Source organism: Myxococcus sp. CA005 (assembly GCF_006518205.1).
GTDB lineage: Bacteria > Myxococcota > Myxococcia > Myxococcales > Myxococcaceae > Myxococcus > Myxococcus xanthus.
Genome location: NZ_SRLV01000005.1, coordinates 64,722 through 82,669, shown reverse-complemented (window position 1 = coordinate 82,669; position 17,948 = coordinate 64,722). Strand labels below are relative to the sequence as shown.

13 protein-coding genes are annotated in these 17,948 nt (G+C 67.8%); 5 read left to right on the top strand and 8 right to left on the bottom strand.

Features of this window, described 5'->3' with window-relative positions; all coding sequences use genetic code 11:
- The first annotated feature begins 519 nt into the window (after nt 1-519).
- The 3 genes from FMQ63_RS03495 to FMQ63_RS03485 all read left to right on the top strand — a co-directional run bounded on the left by FMQ63_RS03495 (nt 520) and on the right by FMQ63_RS03485 (nt 5,036).
- Nucleotides 520-2,400: a methyl-accepting chemotaxis protein gene (locus FMQ63_RS03495; RefSeq protein ID WP_225909887.1), complete on the top strand. Its 1,881-nt coding sequence runs from the start codon at nt 520-522 to the stop codon at nt 2,398-2,400.
- A gap of 81 nt (nt 2,401-2,481) precedes the next feature.
- Nucleotides 2,482-3,210: a bifunctional 2-polyprenyl-6-hydroxyphenol methylase/3-demethylubiquinol 3-O-methyltransferase UbiG gene (locus FMQ63_RS03490; RefSeq protein WP_011552319.1), complete on the top strand. Its 729-nt coding sequence runs from the start codon at nt 2,482-2,484 to the stop codon at nt 3,208-3,210.
- 290 nt (nt 3,211-3,500) lie between these two features.
- Complete coding sequence (locus FMQ63_RS03485) at nt 3,501-5,036, top strand: hypothetical protein (protein ID WP_225909886.1); 1,536 nt, start codon at nt 3,501-3,503, stop codon at nt 5,034-5,036.
- 177 nt (nt 5,037-5,213) lie between these two features.
- On the opposite strand, the gene FMQ63_RS03480 is transcribed toward FMQ63_RS03485, so the two are convergent.
- The 7 genes from FMQ63_RS03480 to FMQ63_RS03450 all read right to left on the bottom strand — a co-directional run bounded on the left by FMQ63_RS03480 (nt 5,214) and on the right by FMQ63_RS03450 (nt 14,540).
- The gene (locus tag FMQ63_RS03480) at nt 5,214-7,682 is read right to left on the bottom strand and encodes a helicase-related protein (RefSeq protein WP_011552317.1); all 2,469 of its coding nucleotides are present in this window, start codon (nt 7,680-7,682) and stop codon (nt 5,214-5,216) included.
- Between the two features lie 94 nt (nt 7,683-7,776).
- Complete coding sequence (locus FMQ63_RS03475; RefSeq protein ID WP_026113943.1) at nt 7,777-8,754, bottom strand: NADP-dependent oxidoreductase; 978 nt, start codon at nt 8,752-8,754, stop codon at nt 7,777-7,779.
- A gap of 278 nt (nt 8,755-9,032) precedes the next feature.
- Nucleotides 9,033-9,602, bottom strand: a complete 570-nt coding sequence (locus FMQ63_RS03470; protein WP_011552315.1) for an NADPH-dependent FMN reductase — start codon at nt 9,600-9,602, stop codon at nt 9,033-9,035.
- Between the two features lie 128 nt (nt 9,603-9,730).
- On the bottom strand, nt 9,731-10,345 hold the full coding sequence (locus FMQ63_RS03465; protein ID WP_228556356.1) for a hydrolase: 615 nt from the start codon (nt 10,343-10,345) through the stop codon (nt 9,731-9,733).
- 47 nt (nt 10,346-10,392) lie between these two features.
- Entirely contained in the window at nt 10,393-11,070 is a 678-nt protein-coding gene (locus FMQ63_RS03460) for an isochorismatase family protein (RefSeq protein WP_011552313.1), read from the bottom strand.
- Nucleotides 11,071-11,732: 662 nt separating this feature from the next.
- On the bottom strand, nt 11,733-13,664 hold the full coding sequence (locus tag FMQ63_RS03455; protein ID WP_225909885.1) for a bifunctional UDP-sugar hydrolase/5'-nucleotidase: 1,932 nt from the start codon (nt 13,662-13,664) through the stop codon (nt 11,733-11,735).
- A 126-nt stretch (nt 13,665-13,790) separates the two neighbouring features.
- Entirely contained in the window at nt 13,791-14,540 is a 750-nt protein-coding gene (locus tag FMQ63_RS03450; RefSeq protein WP_011552311.1) for a sulfite exporter TauE/SafE family protein, read from the bottom strand.
- Between the two features lie 292 nt (nt 14,541-14,832).
- Here FMQ63_RS03450 and FMQ63_RS03445 point away from each other — a divergent pair, with 292 nt between their 5' ends.
- Nucleotides 14,833-15,381: a TetR/AcrR family transcriptional regulator gene (locus FMQ63_RS03445; protein ID WP_011552310.1), complete on the top strand. Its 549-nt coding sequence runs from the start codon at nt 14,833-14,835 to the stop codon at nt 15,379-15,381.
- A 6-nt stretch (nt 15,382-15,387) separates the two neighbouring features.
- A complete protein-coding gene (locus tag FMQ63_RS03440; RefSeq protein WP_011552309.1) occupies nt 15,388-16,647 on the top strand; it encodes an MFS transporter in 1,260 nt (419 codons plus the stop codon).
- 149 nt (nt 16,648-16,796) lie between these two features.
- Here FMQ63_RS03440 and FMQ63_RS03435 read toward each other — a convergent pair whose 3' ends face one another.
- Nucleotides 16,797-17,822 carry a pirin family protein gene (locus FMQ63_RS03435; RefSeq protein ID WP_011552308.1) on the bottom strand — a complete coding sequence of 342 codons (1,026 nt, stop codon included), beginning with the start codon at nt 17,820-17,822 and terminating at the stop codon, nt 16,797-16,799.
- Nucleotides 17,823-17,948: the final 126 nt, after the last annotated feature.

The following is a 17,948-nucleotide window of genomic DNA, read 5'->3' as shown; positions in this document are numbered from 1 at the left end:
TCCCAGCCGGGTGGCGCAGTGATACACGCGCCGCGCCATCCGGCATCCCCTCCGGAACTTTGTCCTGCCGACGAAGCCCGTGAAACACAAAAACAGAGTAATTCCGGACCCAAGTATCACCGCCTGTCGATGAAACACATACGGACAGAGGTCGAGCGCCGGGCGGGGTGAAGCAGACCCATTTTACACGGACGCCTCCCGCCCCCGAGGATGGACGCATCCATGCGTCACATCCGCATTCCGACTCACGCGCCGGCGACTCACGCGCCGGCGACTCACGCAGTCTCCGGTGTTTCACCTGTCTCACCTTCCGGCGCATGCATGTCTTCACGACGCACGTCGTGGTGCTGGGTGCTGCCGTTCCTCCTGATACTTTCCACCTCCGCGTGGGCGGACACAGGACGGCCCAGCATCGACTTGAATCAGGGCTGGCGATACCGCTGGGGAGACTCACCGCCGGGCCCCGCCGATGTACCAGCCTGGGCACTGGAGTCCGGGGATGAGCAGGCGTGGCAGCCCGTGGCAGCCCTCCGCGAGCCGCCGGGCCGGGGAGCGCACACCGTCCTCTGGCTGAGCCTCCCCGTCCCCCAGGGGCAGTGGCTGGAGCCCGCGCTCTACCTGGGCACGGTGGCCAATGCCTTCGAGGTCTACGCCAACGGCCACCGCATCCATGCGAGCGGACGGCTGAATCCCTCGGGCCAGGAGGAGACGGACAACCTCGCGTGGCGGCTCATCCCCCTGCCACCCACGGTGGAAGGCTCACGCCTGCTGCTGCGAATCCAGAGCAGCGGTCCAATCATCGGCGTGGGAGGCGCGGCTCGGGTGGGGGCACACCATCAGCTCCTCGCGACGGTGACGCGCACGGGGCTGGCGCCCTTCGTCATGGGCATGCTGCTGCTCACCATCGCCAGTGCCGCCGCCTTGGGTGCCCTGGTACGGCGTCAGACGCAGATGCTCCTGCCGCTCGTCATCTTCACGAGCGGCTCGGCGGCCCTGCTTCTGGGCACGAGCGGCCTGATTCCTGCGCTCTGGGGCCGCTATCTGCTGGGGAGCCAGCTCACGCTGGTGGGCTCGCACTGCATCCTGCCCGCGCTCGCCTGGTTCATCTCCGACAGCGTCCTGGAGAACCGGATGCGCTGGTTCCGCTGGAGCGCCTGGGCCGCGTGCGTGCCGGCCTCCCTTCAAGTCATCATCGTGATGGCCGACCTGGGCATGGCGCAGCGGAACCTTGGCCTCTTCGTCCTCTACTCGGTGCCTTGCCTGCTCGGGTGCGTCATCGTCGCGGGAATCTCAGCGTGGCGGGGCAACCCCGACGCGCGAATCTTCTCCATGGGCCTGGGCGTGTTCTTCGGTGTCGTCATCCACACCACGCTGCCGGTGTTCGGGCTGGCGGAGGCCACGGACTCCCTCATGCACTGGGGCTTCCTGGCGCTCACGCTCTCATTGGTGGGCATCGTCGTGCGCCGCTCGGTGCTGGTGGTGCGCGCGCTCGCGTCGCACACGCACCAGCTCGAGGAGCGTCGTCATGAAGTGAAGCGGCTCGCCCAGGACATGGGGAGCGGCGCTGGCGAGCTGGCCACGGTGGCGCAACAACTGCGCACGTCCAGTGAGGTTCAGACAGCGGGGGTCAGCCGACAGGCCGCGGCGCTCCGCGAGGCGGAGCAGACGGTCCAGGAAATCCGGCAGGGCTCCCTGGTGACGGCGAACAAGGCGCGGCAGCTCGCGGGCTCCATCGAAACCGCCGAGGAGGCGGGGCGCGATGGCGGCGCGGCCATCACCCACACGTTGACCAATCTGGAAGCCATCCGCCAGGAGGTCTCCGAGATGTCGAGCCACATCCTCGCGCTGGACGCACGCACCCGCGAAATCTCCAGCATCGTGGACACCGTGAAGGGACTTGCGGACCAGTCCAACATGCTGGCCATCAACGCCGCCATCGAAGCCGCGCGCAGCGGGGAGCACGGCCGGGGCTTCGGCGTCGTGTCGCGAGAGGTCCGCAGCCTCGCCGACCAGTCCATCCTGGCGACCCATCGCATCCGCGAGGTGCTCGACGGTGTGAGTCTGAGCATGCGTGAGGCCGCGAAGAGGAGTGAACAGGGAGAGCAACGCGTGAAGGCGAGCCTGGACGCGGTGCGCGTCTCCGGCACCCAGCTCCAGCGGCTCACGGGCATCATCGACGACACCGGCACCAATGTGCGGCAGATTTCCGCGGCGGTGGCGCAGCAGGACGCGGGCACCTCCCAGATTGCCCAGGCCATTCAAGAATTGTCCGCCCAGATGCGGCATACGCTGCGCACCGCCGAGGAGACTCAGAAGGTGTCGGGTTCGGTGCAAGCGCTGGCGGAGAACATGGCGGGCACGGCCCGCATCGCGCTCCAGACGGGAACACTCGATGACTGAGCCGCGTCCCGTGACGTCCGCGCCGTGACGGATGGGAGCGCATCGGTTGCAGGTCCGCGCAAAGGGTGCTCAGAAGCCACCATGGCGCAGAACATCTACGACGACCCTGGCTTCTTCGAAGGCTACAGCCAGTTGCGGCGCTCGATGGAGGGGCTCGCAGGTGCACCGGAATGGCCCGCGCTGCGGGCGATGCTGCCCGAGCTGCGGGGCCTCCGGGTGATGGACCTCGGCTGCGGCTACGGCTGGTTCTGCCGGTGGGCCCGGGAACAAGGGGCACTGCAGGTTCACGGGCTCGACGTCTCGGCGCGAATGCTGGAACGGGCCCGGCAGCTGACGTCCACCCGCGACATCGTCTACACCCAGGCAGACCTGGAGACGGTGGAACTTCCTCGAGCCAGCTTCGACCTCGTCTACAGCTCCCTGGCCTTTCACTACATCGAAGACCTGCCGAGCCTGCTCGCGAAGGTGCACGCCACCCTGGTTCCGGGTGGCGCGCTGGTCTTCTCCACCGAGCATCCCATCTACATGGCTCCCACCCATCCGGGCTGGCGAGTGGATGAACAAGGCCAGAAGACATGGCCTCTCAATGGCTACCAGGCCGAGGGGCCCCGCACCACGGACTGGCTCGCCAAGGGCGTCCTCAAGTACCACCGCACGCTGGGCACCTTGTTGAACGCCCTGATTCACACCGGTTTCAGTCTGCGCCAGGTCAACGAATGGGGTCCGACCGAGGCACAGCTCTCCGCCCAGCCGGAACTGGCCGAGGAGCGGGAGCGCCCCATGATGTTGCTCGTGTCCGCGCGGCGTTAGACAAACGCGGCGGCGTCCACCCTGCCACCCCCAGTAGGACGCAGCGGATGGGCCCGGCGCCCGAGCCCCTGCCTGGCCCTCCCCGCGCATGATGCGACGCATCCCGGATGCTCCGGCTCCGGATTGCCGGGCATTGAAGCGTCCTGTGCACGGACGCGTGGAACCCTCCCAGTCAATGGCAGCCCTCCCGCCGCGTCCGCACCCTCGGCCTCGCGTCAAAGGGGAGGCAGCTCATGAAGGGTTGGCGGCTGGGTTGTGCAGCACTCGCGGCGTGGTGGTTGGTTGGGTGCATGGGAGGACCCGACGAGCAGGCAGACAGCTTCGCGGAGCAGGCGGAGTTGGAGTCGAAGTCTGTCGAACAGGAAAGCGTCGAAGCGCAGTGGAAGGACGCGGAGAAGAAAGTCTATTCAGAGAACTTCGGGAAAGGCGCGGGCCCCGAGTGGAGCCACCGCACCGTGTCCCGGACGCCGAACGGAGAACGAAAGTTCCTGGGGCCCTTCAGCGAACAGGAAGTCACGCTCAGCCTGGCCGGCCTGCCGGACCATGACGAGGTCGAGGTCCAGTTGGAGCTGTTCGTCCTCAAGTCGTGGGACGGTAACGACACGACGAAGGGGCCAGACCGCTGGGTCGCGAGCGTGGACGGCGGTCCCGTCCTGCTGGATGCCACCTTCTCCAATGACGACGCGCCGTTCGACGCACGCTACGGGCAGTCGTACCCGAAGCCCTACCTCCAAGGCAGCCACCCGGGCCTCACCGGCGCATCGATGAAGGGCAAGCTCGGGTACCGGGACGAGTCCGGCGATGGCAGCAAGGGGTACGCCATCTACCCCCTGTCCTTCACCTTCCGGCACACCGGAGACCGGCTGACACTCCGCTTCGCGGACCCGCCTCGAGGCGAGGCCAACAAACAGTGGGGCCTGGATTCGGTGAAGGTGAAGGTCCGGAAGAAGAAGAAGGGAGGCGACCTGCTGGTCAGCAACAACGTGAACAGCAGCGTGCTGCGCTACGACGGGAAGACGGGCGACTTCGTGGGCGTCTTCATCCCGCCCGGCGCCGGCGGGCTCAACAACCCGCAGGAGCTCGTCTACGGCCCTGACGGCAACCTCTACATCGCCAGCTTCGCCAGCAGGGAGGTGCTGCGCTTCAACGGGAAGACGGGCGCATTCATCGACATCTTCGTGCCCGTGGGCAGTGGCGGGCTGGGCTTCCCCGGCGGCCTCATCTTCGGTCCTGATGGCAACCTGTATGTCGCAGACAGCTTTGGCGGCACCAACAGCGTGCTGCGCTACGACGGGACGACAGGCGCCTTCATCGACGTGTTCGCTTCGGGTGGCGGACTGCTCGTTCCCCAGAAGATGGCGTTCGACAAGAAGGGGAACCTGTTCGTCGTCAGCATCATCGGCAACAACGTGGTGCGCTACGACGAGAATGGCGCGCCCTTCCCCGCTGCCGGACAGCCCGGTGCCATCTTCATCCCGGACATCGACGCGGTGACGATTGCCACTGGCAAGAACCACAAGCTCTACGTTGGCACCACGGCCGGAGACGACGTCCTGCGCTTCAACGCCAAGACGGGCGCCTTCATCGACGTCTTCGTCGAGTCGGGGAGCGGTGGCCTGACTGACTTCGTGGACATGGAGTTCGGTCCCGACGGCAACCTGTACATCCCGGACTTCCTCCCGGCCACGGTGTTGCGCTTCAGCGGAAAGACAGGGAACTTCATTGACGTCTTCGTGCCGGCGGGAAGTGGCGGCGGCGCCAATGCGGCCACCCTGACGTTCATGCCCTCGAAGCGAAACAAGCCGCACGGGCGCGAAGCGAACTGAGCGCCTCCGTCCCCTGAAGCCCCAAACCAGGCCTCGCCTCCGCTCCCGGATGAGCGCCACCAGCGCTCGAAGGCTGGCGGGGGCGGGGCCCGGCTCGGCGGACGTCCAGTCGCCGAGCACCTGCACGAGCCGCCCCTTCAAACGAGGAGCTCCGGCGCAGACGGGTGCGCCAGCGCCTCATGATTCCGAGGGTCCGTCTCGAAACGCCGTGGCATTCCGGACCGCCCCCTCTCGGGGCCGACGTCCCTTCCGCTCCGAGGCCCCGCTCCGAGGCGAACCTGGGTGAGCGCCGCTCGTGCCGGACACTTGCGCGGCGCCGCCACGTCGGCGACGGCGCCGCCGCGGCGGAGGGTTTCCAATGGCGCCTCCCAGCTCGCGCAGCACCCGAGCCCGGATACTCCCCTCCAGGCGGAGGTCCTGCATGAGCGCCTGCACCTGCCGGCCCCCATGCGGGTGGCGCAGGGCCTCGCACAGCCGCTCGACGATGTCGATGCGAAGAACCACGCTCCCGAGCACCTCGTACCCATAGGCACGTGCGTCGCGGCGATCCAACTCGGAGAGCTGAAGCACGGGTTCTCGTGGCACCCCGGTGGGACATGTCCGCTGGAGGAACAGCGACGTGAGCATGCAGCGCCGCTCCAGCGCATGCGGGCTGAGGGCCTCGGCGACGTAGACGAAGCGGTGTCCCTCGCAGACGCCTTGCTCCGTCAAGCGCGCGCGAGCCTCCTCATCCAACAGCCGCCACTGCTCATGCGCCTCGCCCTGCGTAATCACGCCCAGTCCTTCGGACAGGCGATACGCGAGCCCACGCGCCGCCGCGTTGCGCCCCGCTCCGGAGAAGGACTCGGAGGGAAAGCCGCCCATGGCCTCGGTGACGAGGTCCCGCGCCAGCGCGAGCAGACGCCGCTCCAGCCGCTGCCGCGCGCCGCCCGTCCAGACCTCCGGCTCCGCCAGTGCCAGCAAAGGGGAGCGGCGGTCCGTCCCGCGAACGAGGCGCGCCAGGGGCTCGCCTTCGAAGGAGATGGCGCCACTCGCATCCACCTGGAAGGCATCATGGCTCGCGTCCACCACCCGCTGGACGAACTGCTCCTCCGTCATCGCGAAGCCCTCGGCGCCCGGCATCTCCTCCAGCATCTGCCCCAGCTTGGCGAAGGGACTGGCCGAACCGGACGGAGGGCGCGCGGTGGCCTTCACAAAGCGACGCGTGCTGCGCCTCGCGGCGCGCTGCACGAAGCGCTCGACGAGCCGTTCATGGAGCGCGTCCCCCAGCGCATCCTCGATGCCGCGCGTCCGCTCCTGCCAGTGTTCCGCCTCGTGCAGCCACCCCGGCCGATGACTGATGTACGTCCAGATGCGGATGGCCGCCAGCCGGTCCATCAGCGTGTGGATGTCTCCGGACACGTCGTCGAGCGGAGCCACCTGCTTGTTCAGCCAGACGGCGTCCAGCTTCCCGTCCCCCGCGGTGAGTTGCAGGAACGTCTCACGCAGCAACGCGACATGCTGGCCGAAGAGCCCCTTCCGGAAGTCGGGTATCTGGCAGACCTGCCACAGCAGCTCCACCATGGCCGGCCCGGTGGCCAGGTCCTGGATGGTTGGAACACGCGAGAGGTCCTTGAGCGCATCGAAATCATCCGCGCGCTCCACCCGGATGAAGGCACTGTGGCCCGGCGCGCGCGCCAGTGAATCCAGCAGGGCCTCTGGGCTCGAGAAGTCGAGCGCGGCATTGCGCCAGATGAGGCTCCGGACCGCCGGGAAGCGGTGCGTCTCGATGGCGGAGACCACCCGCGGCGGCAGCTCCGGCAACGTGTTCAGCGTGCCGAAACTCCCATCGTTCAAGTGGCGGCCGGCGCGGCCAGCGATCTGCGCCAGCTCGTCCGGATAGAGCTCGCGCTGGTCGGCGCCGTCGAACTTGGACAGCGCGGCGAAGGCCACGTGGTTGAGGTCCAGGTTCAGCCCCATGCCAATGGCATCCGTGGCCACCAGATACTGCACCTCTCCGGATTGGTACATCGCCACCTGGGCGTTTCGCGTCCGGGGAGACAGCGCGCCCAGCACCACGGCCACGCCGCCCCGGAGGCGCCGCAGCGACTCGGCCAACTCGTAGACGCGGTCCGCGGAGAACGCGACCACCGCCGACCGCGGCGGGAGGCTCTTCAGGGAGCGATGCCCGGCATAACGAAGCTGTGACAGACGGGTAGCGCGCTTCACCGAGGCATGGGGGATGAGCGTCTGGACCATGGGACGCATCGTGTCCGCGCCCAGGAACCAGGTCTCCTTGCGTCCCCGCGCATGGAGCAGTCGATCCGTGAAGACGTGCCCGCGTTCACGGTGAGCAGCGAGCTGGATTTCATCCACCGCGAGGAAGTCGACGGACTTGTCGGTCGGCATCGCCTCGACGGTGCAAATCCAGTAGTCGGGGCGCGGGGGCACGCGCTTCTCCTCCCCCGTCATCAGCGCCACGCGGCCCTCACCCACCCGAGCGGTCACCCGGTCATAGACTTCGCGGGCGAGCAGGCGGAGCGGCAACCCCATGATGCCCGAACCGTGCTCGAGCATGCGCTCGATGGCTCGGTGGGTCTTCCCCGTGTTCGTGGGCCCCAGCTCCGCCACGACGACGGACGACCGGCTGGATGGGCTGGAGTTCATCCGCGGAGTCTAACCTCGGACAGGCCCCTCCGCCCGGCTCCAGCGGCGGCGGCCGCGAAGCCCACGCCAGCGTCCTGGCGTGGCGCGCGGTGGCTCAGTGGATGCGCAGGGCCAGCTTGCCCAGATGGTGCTTGCGCGCGGCTTCGAGCGCGCGGCCCGCGTCGTCTAGCCGGTACACCTGGAAGACCTCGACATGGAAGGGCCCTGCTTCAATGAGCCGGTTGAGGCGCGCGAGGACGTCAGCATTCGACTCGCCATTGTACGCGGTGAGCTTCACACCCTCGGGAGCCCGTGGTTCCGGTTCGACGCCATTCGGGTAGGCGATGTGGCCCCCCTTCTTCACGGCTTGCAGCGCCGGGGCCCTGCCCTCGCCGCCCGCGAGTACCAGCGCCGCGTCGAGCCCGTCCGGCGCGAAGTCCCGAATCGCCTTCGCCACGTCATCACCACCCCGTCCGTCCACCGCCTTCTCCGCCCCCAGGCGTTTCACCAACTCCACGCCGTCCGAGCCCGAAGCCACCGCCAGGACCCGCGCGCCCAGTCGCCTGGCGAGCTGCACCGCCAGATGGCCCACACCGCCGCTCGCGCCGTACACCAGCAGCGACATGCCCTGACGAACGTTCAGCGCGTCCTGCACACCTTGGAGCGCCGTGATTCCATCCGCGGCCAGGACGCCCGCCTGTTCCGCGCTCAAGCCCTTCGGCACGAGCGCCGTGTCATCGGCCTTCACCACCGCGTACTCGGCGAAGAACCCGCCCTTGTCATTGAGGAAGCCGGAGCCGTACACCCGGTCGCCCACCTTGCGGGACGTGACGCCCTCGCCCACCGCCATGATGGTGCCGGCCCCGTCCGTTCCCAGCACATAGGGGAAGGATGACTTTCGAGGCTTGAGCAGCTCCATTTCCCCCTCGCGCTCCGCCGCATCCCAGCTTCCGACGCCCGCGGTCTCCACTTGGATGAGCACCTCTCCCGCGCCTACGACCGGAACGGCCACCGTCTTCACCCCAAGCACCTCCGGCCCACCGAAGCGGTCGATGGCGGCGGCCTTCATCTGCGACGGAATAGATGTCTTCATGGAGAGTCCTCGCGGGCGGGGAGCTCACGCCCCGACAGGGTTCTTCCGGAGCGTGGGCACGACTCCCGCGGAATGCAGGGGACACCCACGGCGCCGCGAGCCAGGGGCCGCCCGCATGCCCGCCACCAACGGCTTCAAGCGGCCACTTCTTGCGCCGGGCGTAGACGCCCAGAGTCATCTCGGTGCGCTCCCATCACGATCTCCTGGGCGACTCCGGTAGCAGCGCCCCCCAATGATGACGCACGCATTTTTTCGTTTCTCGGCCGTTACGGCGTGCCCTACGTCGCCTTCCCGACGGCGAACTCCACGAACCCCGCCATGTACTCCCGGAGTTGCGTACGGATGCGGTCGTCGACGAGTCGGCCCGATTCATCGAAGACCTTGTTCGCGCCACCCACGAGCAGCCGAGGGCCCCACCACGGTCGCATCCCGAGGGCCCGGAGCACCGGGAGCCACGCGGTCTGCGACATCACGGTGCCGAAGCGCCCTGGGCTTGCGCCCATCAGCGAGACAGCACGACCTCCAAATACGCGAGGGATGTCCGAAGCCGGGCGCGACAGCCAGTCGATGGCGTTCTTGAGAACGCCTGGAATCGAGTTGTTGTATTCGGGTGTCACAATGATGAGCCCGGCCGACTCGGCGATCTTGTCTTTCAGCTCCCGCACGGCCTCGGGGATCCCGCGCTCCGCCTCCACGTCGCCGTCGTAGAGCGGGACTCCGCGGATCGACACCGATTCGATTCTGGCTCCCGGCGGCGAGAGCTCTATCGCCGCCCGGAGCAACGCCGCGTTGTACGAGCCCTTGCGAACGCTCCCCGCGATTCCGACGATGACCGGCGAGCCGCCCATCTATGCGGTCTCCGGGAGCGACGTACACACAGGTTCAAGCGATTGCGTCCAGCTCATGTTCTGTCGCGTCCTTTCGCTGTTCGAGACTCGCCGAACCGTCTCGTTCCACGCGGCGACGGCTCGAAGGGTCATTCGCTCCAGTCGTAGGAGAACTGGATACCCGCGGTGCCTCCGGTCTGAATGAAGAGGTCCATGAATGCAGGGACCGTCTCTTTGCGCGACCAATCGCGCTGCAGCTCACAGAAGAGCTGCGGCACGCTGATTATCTTGCCGCCGGCCTGCTCGATGCGACGCAGACCGGCTTCGTGCGCCGCCACAGAGGTGCCGCCCACCGCGTCAGCGACGACATAGATTTCGTAGCCAGCCTTGAGCGCATCGAGCGCTGGAAATGTCAGGCAAGCCTCCGTCCACAGTGCCGTCAAAATCAGCTTCTTGCGACCCGTGGCCTCGATGGCGCTGCGGAACTCCACGTCCTCCCAGGAGTTGATCGTAGTGCGATCGTAGGTGGGGAACTTCTCAAGCACCTTGCGCAGCTGCGGAATCGGGGGCTTGTTGAGCCCGGTCTTCACGTTGACGGTGGAATGAACGATGGGCAGGCCGTACACGACAGCGGCCTTGGCCGCTCCGACAATGTTGTTGACGAGCAGCTGACGGTCCATCGACGCGATGGAGTTCACCTGAACCGGCTGATAGTCGATGACGACGAACGCCGAATTCTTGGGGGTCAGCAGCTGATCTTTCACGGGGTCACGAATTGGTTCACTGGCCATTGTGATTCTCCTTTCGTCGCCTACTTGCGCTGCGAGTCGAGCTGCTCGCCTTCCTTGGCGACCTGCTGCGCTTTCGCATAGCTCTCGATCAAGAGCCGATATGGCGGGAATATCTTGGTGTAGATCTCAGCCCACTTTTCGGCGTCCGCGCGGTTCCAGGTCCTCTGCAGTTCCGAGGCGACACCGGCAGTATCGATCGGTACCACGCCGGCCTGGACGACACGCGCGAGCGTGATCTCCTGGGCCATCTTCGAGTACGTGCCCGACGCATCGACCACCACGAAAACTCTGTAGCCCTCGTGAACCGCGGCGATGGCCGGGAGGGCCATGCACACGCTGGTAATCGTGCCGGCGATGATCAGCGTCTTCTTGCCCGTGGCCTTGACGGCCGCAACGAAGTCCGGATTGTCCCAGGCGCTGATTTCGCCCTTTCGGGCAACGTACTTGGCGTGTGGAGCGTTCTGATGAATTTCAGGAATCAAGGGTCCGTTCGGCCCTTGAGGTACGGACGCTGTCGTGATGACAGGCAGCTCCGAGAGGCTCGCCATCTTGGCCAGCGCCGCCGCGTTTGCTCGAAGCGACGGCATCGCCATGTCCTGCACCGTCTGAAACAGTCCGCTCTGGTGGTCGATGAGCAGCATCACCGCATCTTTCAGGTCGATGGTCGGCTTCTGCCCGTTGAAGTTTGCTGCGCTCATGTTCACCTTTCGTCCCCCTTCCAGCATTCCCGATGCAGGTGAACGCCTACGCCCCGCCGGTGGGGCGTAGGCGAGGAGTTGTGCGCCGGGTGGTCGTCCAGAAGCAGGAATGGATTGAGCTTCCGGATGGCATTCGGGTTCGCGGAGAAATACCCCGCGACGCGAAAACCGTTCCGGCCCAGTGGAACCCGGGAGGCGAGTAGACGCCCTCGACCTCGCGTGCCTAGCCACCGGCTGCGCGAGCCTGGGTGTTCAGCGTTTGTGGTCGTCATCGCTCTTCTCCTCATTCCAAGCAGGAGACCCGCCGGCACCATCGCCATCCGTAGATGACGCCTTGAAGAAATCGGGCGCCTCCTCGCACCGACGAGGACTCTCACCAGGGCCCGCTACAACAATAGTCACCGTTCACCGGTTGGAGCCTGCGTGAAGGGACCGCCGGGCAGCGGGCGGTGGGCGGGACGGCGCTCGGCGGTGGTGGCCTCGGCGTGACACACCGCCACGCGTGGCGGCGCTCGCCCCCAAGGCTGCGCGCATCGCGGAGTTGAGAGCACAGGTGCCGCTCGAAGTGACGCATCGAGGGCACGTCCCGTGGCGGATGCGACGTCCGCCACGGGACAACTGCTTCACTTGCTGATGACAGGCGGGCGTGTCTCTTCGACGCGCTACTCGACGAACGACTTCGTGCTGTAGAGCGAAGCATCCACCTTGTGCAGGACGGGCAGGTTCGTGCCGGGCTTGCGCTCGGCCTGACGGTCGATGTACGTCTGGAGGACGTCGGCATCGAGCACGCCGATGTCGGAGCGGCGCTCGGCCGGCACGTTGGCCAGCGTCACGTAGCCATCACCACCCGTGGCATTGAAGCTCAGCACGAACAGGCGATAGGTGGCGGTCGGCTGAAGTTCGTTCCACTGGCCCGTCGTCTGGTCCAGCACCTCCAGGTTGCTGGCGCGCTGGCCGCGAGCGTGAGCGGCGTTGACGTCGAAGCGCAGGCCGCCGGTGTACGGATAGGGCCCCGTGGTGCCTCCCTCCCGGAACGTGGCGTGCAGCCCGTCCTCAATCATCGACTTCACCTCGGTGCCAGTGACGTCCAGCCGGAACAGCATGTTGCCGAAGGGCAGCACCTCGATGACGTCCGCCGCCGTCACCGGTCCCTGCAGCGGCCGGCGCACGCCGCCCGCGCTCTGCAACGTGATGTCCGCGCCGCCGTAATCCGCGTTCGCCACCTCCAGGTAGGCCTGCGCCACCAGTTGCTGGATGTCGCCGCCCCGGCTGTGGACCTCCCCCAGGGCGTTGCAGCTCACGCTGGAGCGGCCCGGCTCCGTGTTTCCCGGCACGCGGCGATTGCAAAGCTCGTCGTCCGCCGTGGCCACCACCGTCCGGCTGTACTCGTCGATCCGGCCCTGGAACGGCGCCAGCACCTGCGCGGCGGCGGCATCCGGCTGCGTCACCCGCAGGAAGCCGCTGACGGCCACGCTGGCCAGCATCGCGGCGTTGTCGGATTCGGAGACGGGCGTCCCGTCAATGGAGAACTGATTGCCGATGAGTACGTGGGGCGTGCCGCCACAGGAGGTGACCACGCCCTCGGCGTCGAAGCGGAGGGTCATCTCTCCGACGACCTGCGAGTACTGCCAGGCCTGCCCCAGGCACACGGTTTCGCCGTCGCGGTTGCGCAGCGACTCCGCGTAGGGCCCCGCGGGCGTTCCGACGTTGAAGGTCTCCATGGCGGCAGGCCCCAGCAGTGTGTGGGAGTCACCGCCGATGACCGCGTCCACGCCACTCAACTGCGGGATGATGGTCCGGTCGAGCTGGTACCCGATGTGGCTCATCACGATGATCTTGTTGATGCCCTGGGCCCGCAGCGCATCGATGGCGCGCTGGGCGGCGGGCACCTCGGCCTCGAACGTGGTGTCCGCATCCGGGCTGGAGGACTCCTTCGTCTTGCCCGCAATCGTCAGGCCGACGAGGCCAATCTTCTGGCCCCCCCGTTCGACGACGGTGAAGGGCTCCACGTAGCCGGCAGCCCTGGAGGTGTGCAGGGCGGAGCCCGCGCCGAACTGGACGTTGGCGCTGATGACGGGCGTCTGACACTGGCCGGCATGCAGGCGGTCGATGAAGCGCTTCAGCTCGGTGTCGCCCTTGTCGAACTCGTGGTTGCCCAGGGTGAAGGCGTCGAAGCACACCGTGTTCATCATCGCGGCGTCGGCCTCGCCAATCTGGCCCGCGCGGTTGAAGTACAGCGTGCCGGTGAGGGCGTCACCCGCGTGGAGCTTGAGCACGTTCTCCTTACCGGCCGCCAGCTCCTTCATCGCGGACGTGACGCGCGCGAAACCCGAGGATTCAACCTCCGCGGCCACGGTGTCACCCGCGGCGTTCGTCACATTCAGCTCCAGACTGGAACCCGCGAGGTGCGAGTGGTGGTCGTTGATGTGGAGGATGGTCAGGTCCAGCGGCGCGGGCTGCTCGCCAGGGTCGACGGCATCGTCATCACCACACGCGGACAGCACGCTGGCCGCCATCCACGTCACCGTCAACCAGCGCGTCCGGCTCGACGAACGCGCCCCCCTGCGCACTTCCATCTCCGTCTTCAATCGCATGAACCGCTCCCAGGTGCCTTTCGGAAGGCAGCATGGTGTCGGGCGCGAATGACAGCCCGGTTACGCCTTCCTACCCGGCCGGTGACACTTTCATGGCGATTGTCCGCGGCCCAGGACCCAGCACCTTCACCCCACCCGCATTTCGCGGGCAACCATGTGCATCCCGAGGAGCATCAAGCTGACCAGGAAACACGCCCGGAACAGCACGGGCGAGAGCTTCTGGCGCAGCCACTGCCCTACCTGCATCCCGACGAGCGCCGGAAGCAACATCAGGAGGGATTGGCCCAACTGCGCCCCAGCGCCAGCGGCGTTGACGTAGAGCCCCGCCGCCAGGGCCAGCGTGGATACCGTGAACGAGATACCCATGGCCTGAATCAGCTCCTCTCGCTCGAAGCCCAACGCTTGCAGATACGGCACCGCCGGGATGACGAAGACACCCGTCGCCGCCGTCACGAAGCCGGTGAGCGCGCCCACCCAGGGCCCCAGGCGCGCCTCCGCCACCGGGCCCACCGGGAGTCGGGCCCCACTGAGTCCCCAGGCCGCATAGGCCACCAACGCCACGCCCAGGGACACCGTGGCCCACGCGCCCACAGGCGCGCCCAGCACCCACGCTCCGACGAGCGTGCCGGCGCAGACGCCCACCTGCATCCGCGCCAGTCGCCGCAGCAGAGGCCCCAAGGTCGACCAGGGCCGGAGTTGCCAGACATTGGTGACCAGGGAGGGCACGATGAGCAGGACGGCCGCTCGGGCGGGAGGCATCACCAGGGCCAGCAGCGCCATGGCAATGGTGGGCAGGCCCAGCCCCACCACGCCTTTGACCAGGCCGGCGAGCACGAAGACGGCAACAGTCACCAGAAGGCTGTCGGATGAAGGCATGAGGGAAGATCCCGGCGGGTGAGGGACACGCGACGCATTGATTCTGGGTGACACCCTCCGGCCCGAAAATTCGGAACTGCCCGCTGCCGCCTCAGGCCCACCCTGAGGCAGCGTGCGACCTGCCGCCCAAGGCGCCCTGCGGGAAGACCGCGCCGCGGCCCTCGATGCGCTAGCGCGGCGACCCACCAGGGAAGCGCCACGGCCCGGTGGAATAACGGGATATGTACGTTCGTACATATCGCCAGCGGCACCTCGCGGCTTCATGCCGCCTGCCGCATCCCCGGAGACCCACGTGGCCACGCGTAGACATGACCCCGAGCGAAGGGATCGCATCATCGAGGCCGCGCTGGCGGTCATCGCCGAAGGGGGCGTGGCCGGCACGTCGCACCGCCGGGTCGCCGAGCGCGCGGGCGTCCCCCTGGGCTCGATGACCTACCACTTCACGAGCATGGACGAACTGCTGCACGAGGCGTTCAGCCGCTTCGCCCAGCGCATCAGCGAGCGGTTCGCCGAGCGGATCGCCGCGGCCACCGACCTTGACGCGTTGGTCTCCGCCATCGTCCACATCGTGCACGACGACCTCGCGGCGGGGCAGGACGAGCTCGTGCTCACGCTCGAGCTCTACACGCTCGCGGCGCGCCAACGCGCCTTCCGGCAAATCACCCACGACTGGATGCGCCGCAGCCGCGCCGTGCTGGAACGGTTCGTCGACGCCAGGATGGCGCACGAGCTCGACGCCTTGATTGAGGGGCTGTTCATCCACGTCAGCCTCGACCCCGCCCCCCGCAGCCGCGACCTGACCCGGGACGCCGTGCGCCGCCTTCTCTCGCGCTCCCCCTGACCCGCCATGCCCTCCTCCTCCCCTCGTCTGGTCCCCCGCGAGTACCGGGCGGCCCGCGCGGCCGTCGCGGCGCTGTTCCTCACCAACGGCGCCATCCTCGCCAACCTCCTGCCGCGCTATCCGCAAATCAAAGCCGACCTGGGCCTCAGCAACGCGCAATACGGGCTGGCGGTCGCCGCGTTCCCCAGTGGCGCGATGGTGGCGGGGCTCGCCGCCGGAGCGCTCATCCGCCGCTTCCGCTCCTCACGGGTCGCCGTCGCCGGCACGCTATTGACGAGCCTGGGCGTGCTGGTCGCGGGCCTCGCATCATCATGGTGGGTGCTCGCCGTTTCGCTCTTCTTCGCGGGCGGCATGGACGCCATCACCGACGTGGCGCAGAACTCCCACGGGCTGCGGGTGCAGCGGCTCCATGGCCGGTCCATCCTCAACTCCTTCCACGCGGTCTGGAGCATCGGCGCGGTGGTCGGCGGACTCATGGGCGGGCTCGCCGCGGGACTGAACGTGCACCGGGGCCTGCATCTGGGATTCTCCGCCCTGCTCTTCGCCGGGGTGTCCTTGATGGCGCTGCGCTACACGCTCCCCGGCCCCGAGCCCATCGTCGCCGTCGAGCCTGAGCCCGCGGCGGCGCACCTGGACAGCGTTCCCGCACGGCGCCAGCCGACGGGGCGCATCTGGCTGGTGATTGCCGCGCTGGTCTTGATTGCCGTCGGCGGCACGCTCGTCGAGGACGCGGGCATGACGTGGGCAGCCGTCTACCTCTCCGGAACGCTCGGCGCCACGGCAGCCGTCGCTTCATTCGGGTTCGTCGCCCTCGTGGGCGCGCAGTTCGTGGGCCGGATGCTGGGCGATGGACTGGTGGACCGGTTCGGTCAGCGCGCCATCGCTCGGGCCGGCGGGGCCACCACGGCGCTGGGCATGAGCGCGGCGCTCCTGCTTCCCTCGATGCCGGGCACCATCGCGGGCTTCGCGCTCGCGGGCTTCGGCGTCGCCACGTTGGTCCCCGCCGCCATGCACGGCGCCGATGAGCTGCCCGGCCTGAGACCGGGAACGGGACTCACCGTCGTCAGTTGGCTGATGCGCCTGGGGTTCCTCGCGTCGCCCCCGCTCGTCGGGCTCGTCGCCGACGCCGTGGGCTTGCGTGTGGGGCTGCTCGTGGTGCCGCTCGCGGGGACCATCGTCGTGTTGCTCTCGGGAGTCCTGGCCACCGTCCGCGCCACCGCCACCGCGCCGGGTGGCCAAGGCCCCTCCCTCCCGCAGCCCCATTGATGCGATAGGGCAGCCTCGCATCCTGGTCCGTCTTCCAGGGGTGTCATCTCATCAAGGGCGGCGGATGGCCCCGCCCCGCTGCACGGCCGCATCCAGAATGGGAAGACTCAGCGCCCATGCAGCGGGGCTCCAGCTGACGGTGCTCCCGCTCAGGCCGGACGTTCGATGCGCCCATCCCCGTGCCGGGCGAAGCGCCCTTCCTCTGGCGGATGGACCGGGTCATTGGCCGGCCACGGCCAGCCCCCGAAGCCCGTGCGCTGGTAGTCCGCGAAGGCCTCCTGAATCTCCTGCCGCGAGTTCATCACGAACGGGCCGTACTGCACGACGGGCTCTCCAATTGGACGGCCCTGCAACATCAACAACTCCGCCTCGTCCGCGCCGTTCTCCAACTCCACCGCGACGTCCGCCCGCAGCTCGATGCCATGTGACGGCGGAATGGCACGCCCCGCCACGCGCAGGCTGGAGCCGAGGAAGAAGTAGAGCATCCGGTTGCTGCCACGGGCCGCCGCCGGCAGCGTCCACCGCGCGCCCGGGGCCAGCTTGAGCGTCCAGATGGCCACGTCCGACTCTGCCTGCGCGGCCCACGACTTGGGCGGCGGCGGTGGCGCCTTCACGTCTCCCAGGCTTCCGGCCACCACCGTGACTTCCGTGGCGCGCCCTTCCGCGTCCCGGGCAACGTGCCGCGGGATGACGTGGTTCCACATCATGGAGAAGTGCGGCTCCACGAGCTTGTTCGCCCGCGGCAGGTTGAGCCAGATTTGAAACAACTCCACCGGGTTGGGTTGGTCGCGCTGGAGCAGCGGGAACATCTCCGAATGATTGATGCCCGCGCCCGCGGTGAGCCACTGCACATCCCCACCGCCGAAGCGCGCCGCCGCCCCCAGGGAATCCGCGTGGTCGAGCAGCCCGCGACGCACCACCGTGACGGTCTCGAACCCCCGGTGCGGGTGCTGGGGAAAACCGGGCACCACGGTGCCGTGATACATGTTCCAGCCGTCCCGCCCATCGAAGTCCTGGCCCAGGTTGCGGCCCGCCAGCGAGGCGGACGGCCCGAGGCGCTCGTTCCCCATGGGGTACTTGTCGTCGTGGTGGACGCAAAAAAGAAACGGATCCGGGGTCCGCCACGGCATCCCGAGCGGCTCCACACGAAGGACGGCTTCTGGCTGCTGACTCATCTCCTACGCCTCATCCCTTCCAGAGCCCCATAAAAATTCCCTGAGCCGGGGCTCTATCCGGTGAGCGTAACAACGAGCCCTCCGCGCCGCTTGCCCCGTAGGGCCCCCGCCCAGATGCCGAGCCAC